The organism is Saccharothrix sp. DSM 118769 (genome assembly GCF_052936295.1).
On sequence record NZ_CP193627.1, the window covers coordinates 1,083,751 to 1,099,878 of the forward strand.

The following is a 16,128-nucleotide window of genomic DNA, read 5'->3' on the forward strand; positions in this document are numbered from 1 at the left end:
CCCGGGGGGCGGTGCGGTCGACGCGGGACTCCCGAGCCGGTTGGTCTCAGGTGCGTCGCGCGCCTCGCGTCAGGAAGGCGATGAAGCCGATGCCGACGACGATCACGGCGATCGCGGCCAGGTAGGCCGCGTGGTAGCCGGCCAGCACGTCACCGGGTTCGCCGGTGGCGCCGACCGTGGCGGAGAGCGTGACCAGCGCGGCCACGCCGACGCTGCCGCCGAGCTGCTGCGCGGTGACGTTCAGGGCGCCCGCCACGCCGTGCTCGTGCTGCGGGACACCGGTCAGCGAGGCCGCCGTGAGGCCCGCGAACGCGACGCCCTGGCCGACGCTCATGACGAGCACGGCCGGGAACACGTCCAGCCAGTAGCCGCCGTCCAGCGGCGTGACCGCCCACAGCCCGGTGCCCGCCGCGATGAGCAGCAGACCCGTGATCAGCAGCGGGCGCTGGCCGACGCGCGCCATCACCCGGCCCGCGACGTTCGCGCTGAGCACCACCGTGATGCCCATCGGCAGGATCGCCAGGCCCGACTGGAGCGGCGTGTAGCCGAGCAGGCCCTGGAGGTAGAGCGGCGCGAAGAACAGCACGGCGAGCACGGCCGTGAAGAACACGACGGCCGCGATGGTCGCCGCGCTCACCGCGGGCAGCCGGAAGATGGACAGCTGGAGCAGCGGGTCGCGGGCGCGCAGCTCCCACCAGACGAAGCCGACGAGCAGCGCCGCGGACAGGGCGAGCGGGCCGAGCGTCATCGCGTCCGTCCAGCTGCCGTGGCTCGCCTGGCTCAGCCCGAGCACCGCCAGCAGCAGGCCGCCGGTGACCGCGGTGGCGCCGATGACGTCCAGCGGTTCGCGGTTGCGGCTGCCCGCCGGCAGCACCGACTTGACCGCGGCGAGCACCGCCAGGCCGATGAGGACGTTGAACACGAACACCGCGCGCCAGCTGAACAGGTCGGTGAGCACGCCGCCGATCACGACGCCCGCGCTGAAGCTCGACGCGCCGACGGAGGTGTAGACGGCGAGCGCCTTGTTGCGGCGCGGGCCCTCGGGGAACAGCTCGGTCAGCAGGGCCAGCGAGGCAGGCCCGGACAGCGCCGCGCCGACCCCCTGGAGGGCGCGGGCGACCATCAGCACCTCGGCCACCGGCGCCACCGCGGCCACGACCGTGGCCACCGTGAAGAGGCCGACGCCGGCGGTGAACACCCGGCGCCGCCCCAGCACGTCGGCGGCCCGACCGCCGAACAGGAGGAAGCCCGCGAACGTGACCGCGTACGAGGTCATCGTCCACTGGAGACCGCTGCTGCCGATGCCGAGGTCCTGGCCGATGACGGGCAGCGCCGCGTTGACCACGGCCACGCTGCTGGTGTCGAGCGCGAGCGCGGCGGCCAGCACGACGACCGCGATCCACCGGGGGTTGCCGTCGTCCCGGGGGGTGGGGGTGTCGACGGGGTCGACATGGGTGGACATGAGTGTTTCTCCAGTTCAAGTGCGGTAGGCGCGGCCCGCGTCACACGCCTTCGCCCACCGCCCGCACCGCCCGCTCACCGACGCCGGGGCGCGGAGCGGGGGGTGGGGCGAGGCGAGCGGACGCGGCCGTCGCTTCGGGTGGCGCGATGATCGGGTTCATGTCACGGTTGTCGCGTGCCGTTGCGGCTGTGGCGGCTGCGGTAACTGCGGCTGCTGCTGCGGCGAGTGCGGCCGGTGACACGATCGGGTGATCATCGAAAATTGATGTACGTAAACGGGGATTCGCCACTCGGTTGAGAGAAGCGGACCCCCGAGACCACCCGCCGACCATCCCGGAACCGGCCCCAGCCGGACCAGGACGAGCGGCGGGGACGAGAGCCGCCGGCCCACCGGGAGCCGCCGCACCCACGACGGCGAGCCCCCACCCCCGCACCGCGCCGGCCCGCGCGACGCCGGCCCGCGCGACACCGGCCCGCGCGACACCGGCCCGCGCGACACCGGCCCGCGTGACGCCGGCCTGCGCCGCGGCAGCCCGCACCGCGCTGGCCCGCGCTGCGGCCCGGCCTGCCTCGCGAGCCCGGCCGGCCTGATCCGCCTGCCTGGGCAAAGCGCCCTGCGTGAGCAAAGCGGCCCGCCCGGGCAGAGCCGCCCGCCTGGACAGAGCCGCCCGCCTGGGCAGAGCCGCCCGGCCCATCGGCGGCGTGCACCCCGCCCGCGCCGGGGTGGATGCCCGGTCGTGGCGCGTGGCCGGCGGGGTGAGGGCCATGTCGCGGTTGTCGTCGCGTGCATCCGCGCCGGGACCGGCACTGGTGCCGGCACCGGGACCGGCACCGGCACCAGCGGCGACGCGGGTCGGGCTGGTGGCGCGGCTCGGGTCGGGAGTGGTGGGGCTCGGATCGGGAGTGGGGGTGGGCCGGTGGGCCGGTGCCCGCACGCCTGCCTGCGCGGACCGGTGGGCTCGCCCTGCTGCGGGACCGGCGGGGGACTCGCCGTCGCGCTGGGGGAGCGGGTCGGGTCGCGGGGCCTGTGCGAGGGGGTTCCCCCGCGGCTGGTGTGCGGGCACGGTGGGTCAGCCCTCGATGTCGGTGGCGCGGCCGGTGGGTTCCCAGGCGGCCAGTTCGGCCCGGACGGTGTCCAGCCGGGCGGTGATGGCGTCGTGGGCGTCGTTGCCCAGGACCAGGCGCAGCGGGGTGCGGTCGGCGTCGAGCGCGTCCCGGATTGCCTGCGCCGCCTTGGCCGGGTCACCCGGTTGGGTGCCGTCCATGTCCCGGACCAGCTTGCGGATCGGGTCCATGACGCCGGCGTAGTCCTCGATCGGCTCGCCGAAGCGCAGGGCGTTCCCCGCGAACGCCGTGCGGAACGCGCCCGGCTCCGGGATCAGCACCTTGATCCCGAACGGCGCGACCTCGGCGGCCAGCCCCTCGGACCAGCCCTCCAGGGCGTACTTGGCGGTGCAGTAGGCCGCGAAGCCCGGCCACACCACCTGGCCGCCCATGCTGGACACCTGCACGACCGCCCCCGTCCGGCGCGCCCGCATGTGCGGCAGGACGGCCTTCGTCAACGCGATCGGCCCGTGCAGGTGCACGTCGAGCAGGGCCCGCAGCTCGGCGTCGGGCGTCTCCTCCGCCGCCCCGATGAAGCCGTGCCCGGCGTTGTTCACGAGCACGTCGATGTGCCCGTGCCAGGTGATCGCGTCGTGCACCGCGCGCGCCGCCTCGGCCGGGTCGGTGACGTCCAGGCGCACCGGCGTCACGCGGTCGGGGGCCAGGGCGATCAGCGGTGCGAGTGATTCCATCTGACGGGCGGTGGCGACGACGGTGTCGCCGTGCGCCAGCGCGTTCTCCGCGACGGCACGACCCAGACCCGACGAGGTACCGGTGACGAACCACACCCGACCGGGACGGTGACCGTTCGGGCGCGGTACCTGGTTGGTGCTCAAGGGTCCTCCTCACGTGGCGCACACGACGCGTGGTGCCGGGGGGTGCGATCACACCCCGCACGATCAAGAAGACACCGGGACTTCACGTCCCGTCCAAGACCCTTGTCCATGCGTTCACGGCATAGATCGCCACCGACCCCGCTCTGGAGGCTCCGCAACACCATGGACGTCGACACCCGTGTCCTGCGCTACTTCGTCGCGGTGGCCGAGCAGCTGAGCTTCACCCGCGCCGCGGAACGGCTGTTCGTGTCCCAGCCCGCGCTGAGCCGGCAGATCCGCCAGCTCGAAGCGGAACTCAAGATCAACCTGTTCCTGCGCACGAGCCGCGAGGTCAGCCTGACCAGCGCCGGCGAGGCCCTGTTGCCGGTCGCGCGGAAGCTCATCGCCGACTGGCAGGGCGCGCAGCGCACCGCGCGCGGCATCGCGGCGGCCGAGAACCGGGTGCTGCGCATCGGTTTCGAGGCCACCGGCGCGGGACCGCTGACCACGAGGGCGCGCACCGCGTTCGCCCGCCGCCACCCGGACGTCGTGGTCGAGCCGAAGCGGTTCGACTGGGGCGGGGAGGTGGCGGCGCTGCGGGACGGCCTGGTGGACATCGCGTTCCTGTGGCTGCCCGCCGACACGACCGGTTTCCACACCGAGATCGTCGCGGTGGAGGAGCGCGTGGTGGGCCTGGCCGGCCGGCACCGCCTGGCCGGGCGGGAGAGCGTCGGCATCATGGACCTGCGCGACGAGCCGGTCGTGTGGACCCGCAAGGCGCCGCGCTACTGGGTCGACTGGTGGGCGGTGAACCCGCGGCCGGACGGCTCGGAGCCCAAGTGGGGCCCGGAGAACGGCAACGTCGAGGAGATGCTGGAGCACGTGGCCGCGGGCGAGGCGATCTGCATCGGGCCGAGCTCGATGGGGGCCTACTACGCCCGCCCGGACCTGGTGTGGCGGCCGATCACCGACGTCGCGCCGCTGCGCATCGCCTTCGCGCGGCCGGCGACCAGCACGAACCCGCTGGTCGCCGACTTCGCCGAGGTGGTCCGGGAACTGTCCGAACTGGACTGACGACTAGCTGCTCCACCTGGTCGACGCGCCCGCCGTCACGTCCAGCACGGTGCCGGAGACGTAGCGGGCGCGCGGCGAGGCGAGGAACGCGATCGAGTCGGCCACGTCCTCGGGCTCGATCAGCCCCACCGGCTGCGTGTTGTACGAGCGCAGCGCGCGCTCCAGGTCCTCGACGGTCGTGCCGCCCGCCCACCGGTAGGTGGCCTCGTTCAGCACGAGCGGGGTGCGCACGCCCGTCGGGGCGACGCCGCTGACCCGCACGCCGGCCGGGCCGACCTCGGTCGCGACCGCCTTGACCAGGCCGATCACGCCCCACTTGGCCGCCTGGTAGTGCGGCAGCAGCGGCGCGCCGTGGCGGCCCTCGCTGGAGGACACCACGATGATCGACCCGCTCTTGCGGGCCACCAGGTGCGGGATGACGGCGCGCATCGTGTTGGCGACGCCGATCAGGTTGACGTCGATGACGTCGGCGAACTGCCGCGGTGACATGTCGGCCATCGCGTTGTAGGTGTTGATGCCCGCGTTGGCGACCGCGATGTCGAGCCGGCCGTGGTCGCGGACGACCTGCCGGGCGATCTCCTGCAACCGGCCCGCGTCGCGCACGTCGGCCTTGACCGCGGTCGCGCGCCGGCCGAGGGCGCGCACGCGCCGCACGGTGTCGTTCAGCTCGGCCTCGCTGCCCAGCGGGTAGTCCAGCTCGATCGCGTCGGGCGAGGCGATGTCCAGCGCCACCACGTCCGCGCCCGCGCGGGCGAGGGCCACGCACGTGGCCCGCCCGATGCCGCGCGCCGCGCCGGTGACCAGCGCGACCTGCCCGCGCAGGTCGCCGACGCCCCGGTCGGCGGGTTCGGCCGCCGCGACCCCCGCGCCCAGCGCACCCGCGCCCACGACCCCGGCGCCCACCACGCCGGCACCCACCGCCCCGGCACCCGCCAGCAGCGCCCGCCTGCTCACCGCGCCGGGCTCGGCGCCCGGTCCCTGATCAGTCATGGGCACGATCGTGGTGAGGCCGCCCGCGCCGTGTCCAAGACCCGCGGCGATGCCGTTTGGTAATGGCACTCGTGCACCCGGTCAAGTCCGACCAGTAGCAAGCCTCGCCTTGTCGATCATGACGCGCGGCCGGTTGACTGGAGTCGTTCCCGGGCACGTCGACCCGAAACCCCTTGCGCCGCAACCTTTTCCGCAACGGGTGGAGCCGTGCCCAGACACCCCCCGAACGAGGAGACCCCATGAGTGACGCGGTGCGCACGCTGCTGCTCAACGCGGTGCGCCGGGACGACGCGGCCGAGGTCCGCGGCCTGCTGCGCAACGGCGTCGACCTGAACTCGCGCGGTCCGGACGGCCTGACGCCGCTGATGATCGCCGCGGGCAAGGGCAACGCCGACCTGGTGCGGCTGCTGCTGGACGCGGGCGCCGACGTCTACACCACCGACAGCGCCGCCGGCGGCACCGCGCTGCACAAGGCGGTGCAGGGCGGCGACCTGGAGACGGTGCGGGTGCTCGTCGAGGCGGGCGCGTTCGTCGACGCGGTCGCCACCACCACCGGCCACACGCCGCTGCTGGACGCGTTCTGGTACAAGCGGCCCGACGTCGTCGGCTACCTGCTGGACCGGGGCGCGGGCCTGAACCTGTCCACGCACTACGGGTTCTCGATGCGCGACCACTTCGAGTACGCGATCAACGTCAACACGCTCGGCCGGGAGAAGCTGCTGGCCGCGGAGGCGCTGCTCAAGCGGCGCGTCGAGGCCGACGAGCGGGCCGTGGAGCGGCAGCGGCTGATGGCCGCGACCGTCGCGGGCGACCTGATCGGCGTGCAGGTGCTGCTGGCCAACGGCGCCGAGGTCGACGCGCGCTCCCCGGTTCTCAACGGCTTCAACGACCTGCACACGCCGCTGCTGGTCGCCAGCCGCGACGGGCACACCGAGATCGTGCGGGCGCTGATCGCCGCGGGCGCCGACGTGAACGCCACCGAGCCGACGTTCGGCGCGGTGCCGCTGCACAAGGCCGTCTACAACGGGCACGCCGACATCACGCAGGTCCTCGTGGACACCCCCGGGACGGACATCGACTTCCAGGGCTCCACGAACGGCTACACGCCGCTGCACGACGCGCTCTGGCACGGCTTCGAGGAGTGCGCCCGCATCCTCGTCCGCGCCGGCGCCCGCCTCGACCTGGTCGGCCACGACGGCAGGACGCCGCTCGGCATGGCCGCCGACGTCTTCGGGCCCGACCACGACCTGACCACCACCATCCGCAACGCCTAGGGGGACCGGCACATGCTGTTCTACTGCCAGATGAAGTGGAACCACGAGGGGCGCATCAGCCTCGACGAGCTGTGGGAGCTGGAGGAGGAGGAGACCCGCCACGCGGAGGAGACGCTCAGCTCCGGCTACTGCATCGGCCTGTGGAAGGTCGCGGGCCAGAAGCGGGTCATCGCCGTGGTGGACGCCGAGTCCGCCGAGGAGCTCGACCGGTCGGTGTTCCGCCTGCCGATGCGCGAGTACCTGGAGTTCGAGGTGATCTGGCCGCTGCGCGACTACCTCGGCTTCGCGGAGGACGTGGCCAACCGCTACCGCCCCACCGAGGCGGAGGCGGGCCGATGATCCACCAGCTGATCTTCGCCCACCCCAGGCCGGGCCTGGGCGAGCAGGAGTTCCACCGCTACTGGGTGGAGGAGCACGCCGTGAACTACGCGGCGAAGATCCCGCAGATCCGGCAGTACGCGGTGGGCACCAGGGTCGAGCTGTCGCTGGACGAGCCGGAGCCGCTGTGGTCCGGTGTCGCCGAGATCTGGCTCGCGAACGAGGAGGAGCAGCTGGCGTCGTTGCAGACGCCGGAGTTCCTGGAGGGCGCCCGCCTCGACGAGCCGCGCTGGGCCGCGTTCTGGCGCACGCTGGTGATGGACACCGAGGCGCACGTCGTGCTGCCCGGTGAGCCGCAGCGCGCCGACCGGCCGGGCACGAAGCTGTTCGTGCTGGTCAAGCGGCGCGAGGGGATGCCGCTGACGGAGTTCCGCCAGTACAGCAGGGACGCGCACGCGTCGCTGGTGGCGAAGGTCCCGGGGCTGCGCCGCTACTACCAGAACCACACCCGCGACGGCGCGTACGCCGTCGGCGAGGCCACCCTCGACTGCGCCCACCAGCTGTGGTTCGACGACGCCGCCTCCCTGCGCGCCGCGCTGCGCACGCCGGAGTTCCGGCGCGCGGCGGCGGACCTGGCCACGTTCACCGAACCGCGCTACACGCACACCCTCGCGGTCCGCGAGAACTGGGTCATCGGGCCCTCCGCGGACGTCATCTAGTCAAGTCCCGGATATCGCCGGCAATTCGTTGTCGGAATTCACCGGCGACGGTTGGATGGAAATCGCAAGGCAATAGCAAGGCAATAGCAGGACCCGCCTGAAATTCCTGATCGAGGAGAACCATGACCAAGCGCGTGCTGGTCGTCCTGTCCGAATTCGGCTACTGGGGCGAGGAACTGGTCGGCCCGGTCGAGGCGTTCGACGCCGCCGGCTACCGCACCACGTTCGTCACGCCCAACGGCAAGCGGCCCACGGCCCTGCCGCCGAGCCTGGACCCCGAGTACCTCGACCCGCCCCTCGGCCGTTCGGTCACCACGCCCGACATGGCCCGGCGCGCCCGTGAGCTGGACGCGTCGCCCCGGCTGGACAACCCGCTGAGCCTGGCCGACCTCGTCCCCGAGCGGCCGTACTACAGCGCGGTGAACCACCTCCGCGAGGTCGAGGAGTACACCCGCCGCCTCGACAGCGCGGTGGCCGACCTCGTCGGCAGCTTCGACGCCCTGGTGCTCGTGGGCGGTTCCGGCCCCATCGTCGACATGGCGAACAACGGGCGCCTGCACGAACTCGTGATCGGTTTCGTGAACGCCGACAAGCCCATCCTCGCCGAGTGCTACGGCGTCGCGGTGCTCGCTTTCGCGCGTGACCTGGAGAGCCGCGAGAGCATCATCCAGAACAAGCACGTGACGGGTCACCCGAAGGAGTACGACTACAAGGACGGCACCGGTTTCATCGGCGTCGAGTTCAACATGGGCCCGCCGCCGTACCCGCTGGAGTACATCCTCCGCGACGCCACCGGGCCGGTCGGCCGCTTCCACGGCAACGTCGGCAAGGAGACCTCGGTCATCGTCGACTACCCGTTCATCACCGCGCGGTCCACGCCGGACTCCGTGCCCGCGGGCGAGCTGCTCGTCCGCGTGCTGGAGAACGGCCTGCGCCGGTACGGCTGGTAGGGGACGCCACCGATGAACGGCAGGCCGGGCAAGGTCGCCCTCTTCGAGCAGTTCGCGGCCGACGGCATCGAGTACATGTTCGGCAACCCGGGGACCGTCGAGCAGGGGTTCCTGGACGCCGGGCGCGAGTTCGACCTCCAGTACCTGCTGGCGCTGCACGAGGGCGTCGCGGTGGGCATGGCGGACGGCTACGCGCGGGCCACCCAGCGCCCGGCCCTGGTCCAGCTGCACAGCGGGGTCGGGCTGGGCAACGGGATCGGCATGCTCTACCAGGCCAAGCGCGGCGGGTCGCCGCTCGTCGTGGTCGTCGGGGAGGCGGGCGTCCGCTACGACGCCATGGACGGGCAGATGGCGGCCGACCTGGTCGCGATGGCGGAGCCGGTCACCAAGTACGCGACCCGCGTGCTGGACCCGTCCTCGACGCTGCGGGTGCTGCGGCGGGCGGTGAAGATCGCGATGACGCCGCCGCGCGGCCCGGTGCTGGTCGTCGTCCCGGCCGACGTGCTGGACGAGGTCACCACCGAGGCCGTGTTCCCCACGCCGGTCCCGAGCACCCGGGTGGTGCCGGAGACGCCGCTGGTGGCGGAGGCCGCCGCCGCCCTGCTGGCCGGTGACCGCCGGCTGGTGCTGATGGGCGACGGCGTCGCCACCAGCGGGGCGCAGCGCGAGCTGACCGCGGTCGCCGAGGCGCTGGGCGCGACGGTGTGGGGGGTGAACTCCTCGGAGTTCAACTTCGACGCCACGCACCGGCTCCACGGCGGTCAGCTTGGCCACATGTTCGGCGCGGACAGCGCCCGCGTGGTCGGCGAGGCGGACTCGGTGCTCATCGTCGGCACCTACGTGTTCCCCGAGGTGTTCCCCAGCCTGGACAACCCGTTCAAGCCGGGGGCGAGGATCGTGCACGTCGACCTCGACAGCTACGAGATCGCCAAGAACCACCCGGTGGACGTGGGCATCGTCGCGGACCCCAAGCTCACGCTCGCCGCGCTGGCGCGGGAACTGGTCCGCCAGGACCCCGCCGCGCGCGGCGCCGCGCCGGTCGCCGAGGCGCCGCGCGGCCGGCCCGTGCACCCGGAGCCCCCGCTCCAGGAGGACACGGTGCTGGACCGGTTCGTGCGGCGGCTCGCCCGCCGCGCGCCGGAGGACCTGGTGGTGTTCGACGAGGCGCTCACCGCGTCCGGGCCGCTGGCGAAGCACCTGCCGCCGCAGCAGCCGGGCCGGTTCTTCCAGACCCGCGGCGGGTCCCTGGGGGTCGGCATCCCCGGCGCGCTGGGCGTCAAGCTCGCCCGGCCGGAGCTGCCCGTGGTGGCGTTCACCGGCGACGGCGGCTCGATGTACACGATCCAGGCGCTGTGGACCGCGGCCCGCCACGGCATCGGCGCCAAGTTCGTGATCTGCAACAACCGCCGCTACCACCTGCTCGACCTCAACATCGAGCAGTACTGGCGGGAGCAGGGCCTCTCCCCGCACGCCTACCCGGCCGCGTTCGACCTGGCGACGCCGGAGATCTCGTTCACCGGGCTGGCCGCGTCGCTGGGCGTGCCGGGGCGGCGCGTGGAGAAGCTGTACGAGGTGGACGCCGCCGTGGAGGAGATGCTCGCCCACGACGGCCCCTACCTCGTCGACCTCGTCATCGACTGAAGGCGCATCGACCGAGACCGGGAAGGGGTCGGACACATGACTGGGGGAGCCGGTGACCGGATCACCGAGGCCGCCGTGCGCGGCCTGGTGGAGGACTGGTTCACCGCACTGGACCGGCACGACGACGTGGAGGTGCTGCTCGGCCTGCTGACCGAGGCGGGCCTGGTGATGCACCTGCCGCACCGCACGGTGCGCAGCCACGCGGACTTCCGGTCCTGGTACGGCGAGACGACGAGCACCTACTTCGACGAGGTGCACGACGTGCTCGGCGTGCGGGTGGCGACCACGTCGCCGCTGCACGCGGAGGTGACGCTGCGGGTGGCCTGGCAGTCCCGCACGTGGGTGCCGCCCTCGCCGAACAGCGCGTGGGTCGGCGTCACCACCGAGGAGACGTGGTCCGTCGTGCACCGCGACGGCCGCCCGAAGATCCGCACGTGCACCGTCGGGGGCCTGACCCCCATGCCGGGGTCCGCCGCCCCGCGCGCGACCGGGCTCGCTCCCGAGAGCGCCGCGGCGTAGCAGGCGTCGACCCCACGCCACCGGCGACCGCCGCGGGGGCGGTCCCGGTGGCCGCGCGCCCGGCCCGACGAGTTCGGCGAACCGCCGGGCCGGGCGCGCCACCCACCCACACTTCCGAACGAAGGCGACGACATGACCCAGACCGCTGAGGCCCCGGCCACCGAGGGGCGGCTCCAGGGCAGGCGCATCGGCATCCTGATGGAGAGCGACTACGTCGAGGAGGAGATCTCCTACTACCGCATGAGGTTCGCCGAGGAGGGCGCCCAGGTCGAGCTGCTGACCCGGCTGTGGGGCGGCGACTCGCTCACCTTCACCGGCCACGAGCAGCGCGCGCCCATCGAGGTGAGCGGCGACCTGGAGGCGCTGGACTACGACGAGCTGTCCCGGTTCTCCGCGCTCATCGTGCCCTCGGGCATGGTCGCGGACCGGCTGCGCTACACCGACGACGTGCAGCGGGCCGCGCCCGCGGTCGAGGTGATGCGGCGGGCGTTCCGGCTGCCGAACCTCGTCAAGGCGTTCTCCTGCCACGGCCTGCTGCTGCTGTCCTCGGTGCCCGAGCTGGTCCGCGACCGGCCGGTGACCTGCCACAACAACCTGGTCGGCGACGTGCGCAACATGGGCGCCGTCTACACCGGCCGCGACGTGGTCGTGGACGGCGACCTGGTCACCTCGCGCACCGCGGAGCAGTGCAACCTGCTGGCCCGCACCGTGATCGAGATGCTGGTCGCGAGGGGGAGCGGTGGGCGCTGAACTCGCTCACACCTTCTCCGACACCACCGCGGGCCGCGTCGAGTCGTTCGCGGGCGACAGGCTCGCCGTCCGCACGCCCGACGGCCGCACGGTCGTCCTGCGCCTGACGGGCACCACGTCCGCGCAGGTGGTCCGCAACCTCGGCGAGCCGCACCGGGACGCCACCGGCCGGCTCGCCGAGCTGCTCGTGCCCGGCCGGTTCGTGTTCGCGCACGGCCCGGTCTACCCGGAGCCGGACGGCCTCCGCTACCAGGTCGCGCAGCTCCTCCTGGTCGGCGACGAGACCGAGGAGCACGTGTTCGAGCGGCCCGGCTGGTGGGTCGACCAGCTGCGCGAGCTGGCCCGGTTCTACCGGCGCGCCCAGTTCGGCGCGGGCGAGGTCGACTACGCCGACTACCGCACCGAGATCCGGCTGGGCGGCGACAAGGGCGGCCGGCACGTGCAGGAGACCGACACGATCTCCCGCCTGGTGTACGGCATGGCGTCGGCGTACATGCTGACCGGCGACGAGGACTTCCTGACCGTCGCGGACCGCGGCTCGGCGTACCTGCGCGAGCACATGCGGTTCGTCGACACCGACCTCGGCGTCACGTACTGGTACCACGGCGTCGACGTGGACGGCGGGCGCGAGCGCAAGCTGTTCACCTCCGAGTTCGACGACGACCAGCGCGCGATCCCCGCCTACGAGCAGATCTACGCGCTGGCCGGGCTGGTGCAGACCTACCGGCTCACCGGCGACCCGGCGATCAAGGCGGACGTCGACGGCACGATGAGGCTGTTCGAGCGGTTCTTCGCCGACCCGGCGCGCGGCGGGTACTGGTCGCACGTCGACCCGGTGGAGCTGAGCCCGCACGCCGCGTCGCTGGGCCCGAACCGGGCCCGCAAGAACTGGAACTCGGTCGGCGACCACGCCCCCGCGTACCTGTTCAACCTGTACCTGGCCACCGGGGACGAGCGGCACCTCGACATGCTGGAGCACACCTTCGACATGATCGTGTCGCACTTCCCCGACCGGGGCACGCCGTTCGTGCAGGAGCGCTTCCACGGCGACTGGACGCCCGACCGGTCGTGGGGCTGGCAGCAGGACCGGGCGGTCGTCGGGCACAACCTCAAGATCGCCTGGAACCTGACCCGGATGAACGCCGTGCGCGCCAAGCACGACTACGCGCGCACGGCCGACGAGCTGGCCCGCTCGATGCCGGCGGTGGGCCGCGACGGGCACCGGGGCGGCTGGTACGACCTGGTGCAGCGGCAGCCGCCGCACGACTTCGTGTGGCACGACCGCAAGGCGTGGTGGCAGCAGGAGCAGGCGATCCTGGCCTACCTGGCGCTGGCCGGGCACCGGCGCTCGCCGGAGTTCCTGGCGCACGGCCGGGAGGCGGCGGCGTTCTACAACGCGTTCTTCCTCGACCACGACGAGGGCGGCGTGTACTTCAACGTGCTCAACAACGGCATCCCGTACCTGACGGGCACGGAGCGGTTGAAGGGCAGCCACTCCATGTCGATGTACCACTCGGCGGAGCTGTGCTTCCTGGCGACCGTCTACAGCGGACTGCTGGTGCGCGGCGAGCCGCTGGACCTGTGGTTCAGGCCGGGGCCGGACGCGGACTTCCCGGGCCGGCTGCTGCGGGTCGCGCCGGACGTGCTGCCCGCCGGCCGGGTGCGGCTCGACCGGGTCCTGGTCGACGGCGTCCCGTACGCGGACTTCGACGCCGGGGCGATGACCGTGCGGCTGCCGGACAGCGCGTCCGCGGTGACCGTGCAGGCGCGGCTGGCCCCCGTGGAGGGGGCGTGACCGCGACCGCCGACAGGTGGGTGGACGGGTTCCGCGTCGCGCCCGCCCCGCCGCTGCCGCTGGGCTCGACCGCCACGCCGGACGGCATCGCGTTCGCGGTCGCGTCCGCCTCGGCCCGGCGCGCGTCGCTGGTGCTGCTCGACCCCGAGCGCGGCGACGTGGTGGCCGAGCTGCCGTTCCCGCGCGAGTACCGGGTCGGCGACGTGTGGGCGATGACCGTGCTGGGCCTGGACCCCGACCTGGTGCACTACGCCTACCGGGTCGACGGCGGCGACCTGCTGCTCGACCCGCACGCCAGGCTCATCGCGGGCGGCGAGGTGTGGGGCGAGCGGCCCCGCCACCGGGCGCGGGTCGTGCCGCCGGACGACTTCGACTGGGGCGGCGCGGTCCGGCCGCGGGTGCCGGTCGAGGACCTGGTGGTCTACGAGCTGAACGTGCGCGGCTACACCCGGCACGGCTCGTCCGGGGTGGCCGCGCCCGGCACGTTCGCGGGCCTGCGGGAGAAGGTGCCGCACCTGCGCGACCTGGGCGTGAACTGCGTGGAGCTGATGCCGGTCTTCGAGTTCGACGAGACCGACGTGCCCGGCGCGCCGGAGCGGCTCAACGCGTGGGGCTACCACCCGGTGGGGTTCTTCGCGCCCAAGGCGTCCTACGGCTCGCCGCGCGAGTTCAAGGAGCTGGTGCGCGACCTGCACGGGGCGGGCATCGAGGTCGTGCTCGACGTGGTGTTCAACCACACCGGCGAGGGCGACCACCGCGGGCCGACGCAGTCGTTCCGGGGCCTGGACAACGAGGTGTACTACCTGCTCACGCCGGACGGCGGCTACTACAACTTCAGCGGCACCGGGAACACGCTCAACTGCAACCACCCGGTGGTGCGGGAGCTGGTCCTGGCGAGCCTGCGGCACTGGGCGGTGGAGTACCGGGTCGACGGGTTCCGGTTCGACCTGGCGTCGGTCCTCGCGCGCGGCACGGACGGCGCGCCGCTGCCCAACCCGCCGCTGCTGGAGGCGGTGGCGCACGACCCGGTGCTGGCCGACCGCAAGCTCATCGCCGAGGCGTGGGACGCGGGCGGGCTGTACCAGGTCGGGTCGTTCCCGTCCTACGGCCGCTGGATGGAGTGGAACGGCCGGTACCGGGACGCGCTGCGGCGGTTCCTGGTGGCCCGGCCGGGCAGCGCGGGCGAGCTGGCGGGCGGGCTGATCGGCTCGCCCGACCTCTACGGCGGGCGCGGCACCGGCGCGTCGGTGAACTTCGTGACGTGCCACGACGGGTTCACCCTCGCCGACCTGGTGTCCTACGACCACAAGCACAACGAGGCCAACGGCGAGGGCAACCGGGACGGCCACGACGCCAACGAGAGCTGGAACTGCGGCTGGGAGGGCCCCACGTCCGACCCGGCCGTGCTGGGGCTGCGGGCGCGGCAGGCGCGCAACGCGCTGACCCTGCTGATGGTCAGCAACGGCGTGCCCATGCTGCTCGGCGGCGACGAGTTCGGCCGCACCCAGCGCGGCAACAACAACGCCTACTGCCAGGACAACGACACCACGTGGGTGGACTGGGAGCTGGCGGGGCGCAACGCCGACCTGGTCGCGTTCACCCGGTCGCTGGTGGACCTGCGCGCCCGGCACCCCGTGCTGCGGCGGGCCGAGCACCCCGGCGGCGAGGACGTGCCGGGGTGGCGGTACCCGGCGGTGAGCTGGCACGGCGCGCGGCCGTTCGAGCCGGACTGGTCGGACGCGTCGCGGCTGGTGGCCGTGCTGCTGCACGACGGGGACGCGGGCGACACCGTGTTCGTCGCGGCCAACACGGACCTGGCGGCCGTGGACGTGGTGCCGCCCGGGGCGCCGGAGGGCACCGCGTGGCACGTCGTCGTGGACACCTCCGGTTCGGCCGGCCCGGCCGACGCGCTGGTCGTGGCGGGGAAATCGGTGGTCGTGCTGGAGGCGCGGCCCGTGGACGAGGGGGGACTGTGAGCTTCGAGGCGTACCTGGGGTTCACCGGGCGCACCGGGACCGTCTACCTGACCGGGGAGCTGGACGCGGACACCGCGCCGGTGTTCCGGTCGCTGGTGGAGCAGGCCGCGCGGCGCCCGCTGGACCGGCTGGTGCTGGACCTGACCGGCCTGGAGGTGCTGTCGTCGGCCGGCGTGCGCTGCCTGGCGTTCGCCCAGCAGCAGCTGCCGCCCGCCACGTCGATCATCGTCGTGGGCGCCCGGCCGGCGGTCGTGGACGTCATCCGGCTGGCGGGGTTCGACCGGGCGGTCGTGATCGCCGAGCGCGCGGCGTGAGCGAAATGCCCCCGCGGCCGGTCCGGAAATAGTCCGCGAAGGGCGCGGCGCGCCGGCGGGACCCCCACCCGGTACCGCGGTCGAATGTCGATCGCGGACCGGGTCGGGCAATCCCGGCGCGCCCGTCCGGCGGAATCCGTTCGGACAGCGGGCGTTCCCCCGATCGGATTTGCCGCAGGTGGGCGGGGGCGTCCGAAAGAGGTTGAACAGTCAAGTACATCACCCTGCGTAGAGGGGGTGGTGACCGAATTGCGTCTTCTTGCACGGACCGGGACTACAGGGGCCGATCGGCCCCTTGTGTCACCGAGGGTGATCGTTCGCCTCCGGCGCGGCATCGCCCGGAGTCGACTTCCTCCTGTTGGCGGAGGCGTCGGCGGAAAAACCGCAGCACCCTCACAATCGTCGCCACCTACGGAGTGTGATCATCT

14 protein-coding genes are annotated in these 16,128 nt (G+C 73.2%); 11 read left to right on the forward strand and 3 right to left on the reverse strand.

What is annotated here, in order from left to right; translation table 11 throughout:
* Positions 1-46 precede the first annotated feature (46 nt).
* Together ACRAKJ_RS05200 and ACRAKJ_RS05205 are read right to left on the reverse strand one after the other, a co-directional pair.
* Entirely contained in the window at positions 47-1,462 is a 1,416-nt protein-coding gene (locus tag ACRAKJ_RS05200; protein WP_438926829.1) for a DHA2 family efflux MFS transporter permease subunit, read from the reverse strand.
* Positions 1,463-2,531: 1,069 nt separating this feature from the next.
* Positions 2,532-3,401, reverse strand: coding sequence for an oxidoreductase (locus tag ACRAKJ_RS05205; RefSeq protein WP_438924579.1), 870 nt, complete (start codon positions 3,399-3,401; stop codon positions 2,532-2,534).
* 162 nt (positions 3,402-3,563) lie between these two features.
* On the opposite strand from ACRAKJ_RS05205, the gene ACRAKJ_RS05210 reads away from it, so the two are divergent.
* Positions 3,564-4,454, forward strand: a complete 891-nt coding sequence (locus ACRAKJ_RS05210) for a LysR substrate-binding domain-containing protein (RefSeq protein WP_438924578.1) — start codon at positions 3,564-3,566, stop codon at positions 4,452-4,454.
* A gap of 3 nt (positions 4,455-4,457) precedes the next feature.
* On the opposite strand, the gene ACRAKJ_RS05215 is transcribed toward ACRAKJ_RS05210, so the two are convergent.
* Positions 4,458-5,444 carry a mycofactocin-coupled SDR family oxidoreductase gene (locus ACRAKJ_RS05215; protein WP_438924577.1) on the reverse strand — a complete coding sequence of 329 codons (987 nt, stop codon included), beginning with the start codon at positions 5,442-5,444 and terminating at the stop codon, positions 4,458-4,460.
* A 239-nt stretch (positions 5,445-5,683) separates the two neighbouring features.
* Between ACRAKJ_RS05215 and ACRAKJ_RS05220 the strand changes: the two genes are divergently transcribed.
* The 10 genes from ACRAKJ_RS05220 to ACRAKJ_RS05265 all read left to right on the forward strand — a co-directional run bounded on the left by ACRAKJ_RS05220 (position 5,684) and on the right by ACRAKJ_RS05265 (position 15,700).
* The gene (locus ACRAKJ_RS05220) at positions 5,684-6,718 is read left to right on the forward strand and encodes an ankyrin repeat domain-containing protein (RefSeq protein WP_438924576.1); all 1,035 of its coding nucleotides are present in this window, start codon (positions 5,684-5,686) and stop codon (positions 6,716-6,718) included.
* Positions 6,719-6,730: 12 nt separating this feature from the next.
* The gene (locus tag ACRAKJ_RS05225; protein WP_438924575.1) at positions 6,731-7,057 is read left to right on the forward strand and encodes a muconolactone Delta-isomerase family protein; all 327 of its coding nucleotides are present in this window, start codon (positions 6,731-6,733) and stop codon (positions 7,055-7,057) included.
* A complete protein-coding gene (locus ACRAKJ_RS05230) occupies positions 7,054-7,755 on the forward strand; it encodes an EthD family reductase (protein ID WP_438924574.1) in 702 nt (233 codons plus the stop codon). The genes ACRAKJ_RS05225 and ACRAKJ_RS05230 overlap by 4 nt, the downstream gene beginning before the upstream one ends.
* Before the next feature lie 122 nt (positions 7,756-7,877).
* Positions 7,878-8,705: a type 1 glutamine amidotransferase domain-containing protein gene (locus ACRAKJ_RS05235; protein ID WP_438924573.1), complete on the forward strand. Its 828-nt coding sequence runs from the start codon at positions 7,878-7,880 to the stop codon at positions 8,703-8,705.
* A 12-nt stretch (positions 8,706-8,717) separates the two neighbouring features.
* Entirely contained in the window at positions 8,718-10,346 is a 1,629-nt protein-coding gene (locus ACRAKJ_RS05240) for a thiamine pyrophosphate-dependent enzyme (RefSeq protein WP_438924572.1), read from the forward strand.
* A 36-nt stretch (positions 10,347-10,382) separates the two neighbouring features.
* Positions 10,383-10,865 (forward strand): hypothetical protein, encoded by a 483-nt coding sequence (locus ACRAKJ_RS05245; RefSeq protein WP_438924571.1) that lies wholly within the window; start codon positions 10,383-10,385, stop codon positions 10,863-10,865.
* A gap of 132 nt (positions 10,866-10,997) precedes the next feature.
* Complete coding sequence (locus tag ACRAKJ_RS05250; protein WP_438924570.1) at positions 10,998-11,615, forward strand: DJ-1/PfpI family protein; 618 nt, start codon at positions 10,998-11,000, stop codon at positions 11,613-11,615.
* The gene (locus tag ACRAKJ_RS05255; protein ID WP_438924569.1) at positions 11,605-13,410 is read left to right on the forward strand and encodes an AGE family epimerase/isomerase; all 1,806 of its coding nucleotides are present in this window, start codon (positions 11,605-11,607) and stop codon (positions 13,408-13,410) included. Before ACRAKJ_RS05250 ends, ACRAKJ_RS05255 begins: the two co-directional genes overlap by 11 nt.
* Positions 13,407-15,386 (forward strand): alpha-amylase family glycosyl hydrolase, encoded by a 1,980-nt coding sequence (locus ACRAKJ_RS05260; RefSeq protein ID WP_438924568.1) that lies wholly within the window; start codon positions 13,407-13,409, stop codon positions 15,384-15,386. The genes ACRAKJ_RS05255 and ACRAKJ_RS05260 overlap by 4 nt, the downstream gene beginning before the upstream one ends.
* Complete coding sequence (locus ACRAKJ_RS05265) at positions 15,383-15,700, forward strand: anti-sigma factor antagonist (protein ID WP_438924567.1); 318 nt, start codon at positions 15,383-15,385, stop codon at positions 15,698-15,700. The genes ACRAKJ_RS05260 and ACRAKJ_RS05265 overlap by 4 nt, the downstream gene beginning before the upstream one ends.
* The last annotated feature ends 428 nt before the right edge of the window (positions 15,701-16,128 follow it).

Coding starts and splice junctions, on each gene's coding strand:
- ACRAKJ_RS05250 (WP_438924570.1), top strand. CDS start 10,998: ATGACCCAGACCGCTGAGGCCCCGGCCACCGAGGGGCGGCTCCAGGGC.
- ACRAKJ_RS05215 (WP_438924577.1), bottom strand. CDS start 5,444: ATGACTGATCAGGGACCGGGCGCCGAGCCCGGCGCGGTGAGCAGGCGG.
- ACRAKJ_RS05245 (WP_438924571.1), top strand. CDS start 10,383: ATGACTGGGGGAGCCGGTGACCGGATCACCGAGGCCGCCGTGCGCGGC.
- ACRAKJ_RS05200 (WP_438926829.1), bottom strand. CDS start 1,462: ATGTCCACCCATGTCGACCCCGTCGACACCCCCACCCCCCGGGACGAC.
- ACRAKJ_RS05225 (WP_438924575.1), top strand. CDS start 6,731: ATGCTGTTCTACTGCCAGATGAAGTGGAACCACGAGGGGCGCATCAGC.
- ACRAKJ_RS05220 (WP_438924576.1), top strand. CDS start 5,684: ATGAGTGACGCGGTGCGCACGCTGCTGCTCAACGCGGTGCGCCGGGAC.
- ACRAKJ_RS05230 (WP_438924574.1), top strand. CDS start 7,054: ATGATCCACCAGCTGATCTTCGCCCACCCCAGGCCGGGCCTGGGCGAG.
- ACRAKJ_RS05235 (WP_438924573.1), top strand. CDS start 7,878: ATGACCAAGCGCGTGCTGGTCGTCCTGTCCGAATTCGGCTACTGGGGC.
- ACRAKJ_RS05240 (WP_438924572.1), top strand. CDS start 8,718: ATGAACGGCAGGCCGGGCAAGGTCGCCCTCTTCGAGCAGTTCGCGGCC.
- ACRAKJ_RS05210 (WP_438924578.1), top strand. CDS start 3,564: ATGGACGTCGACACCCGTGTCCTGCGCTACTTCGTCGCGGTGGCCGAG.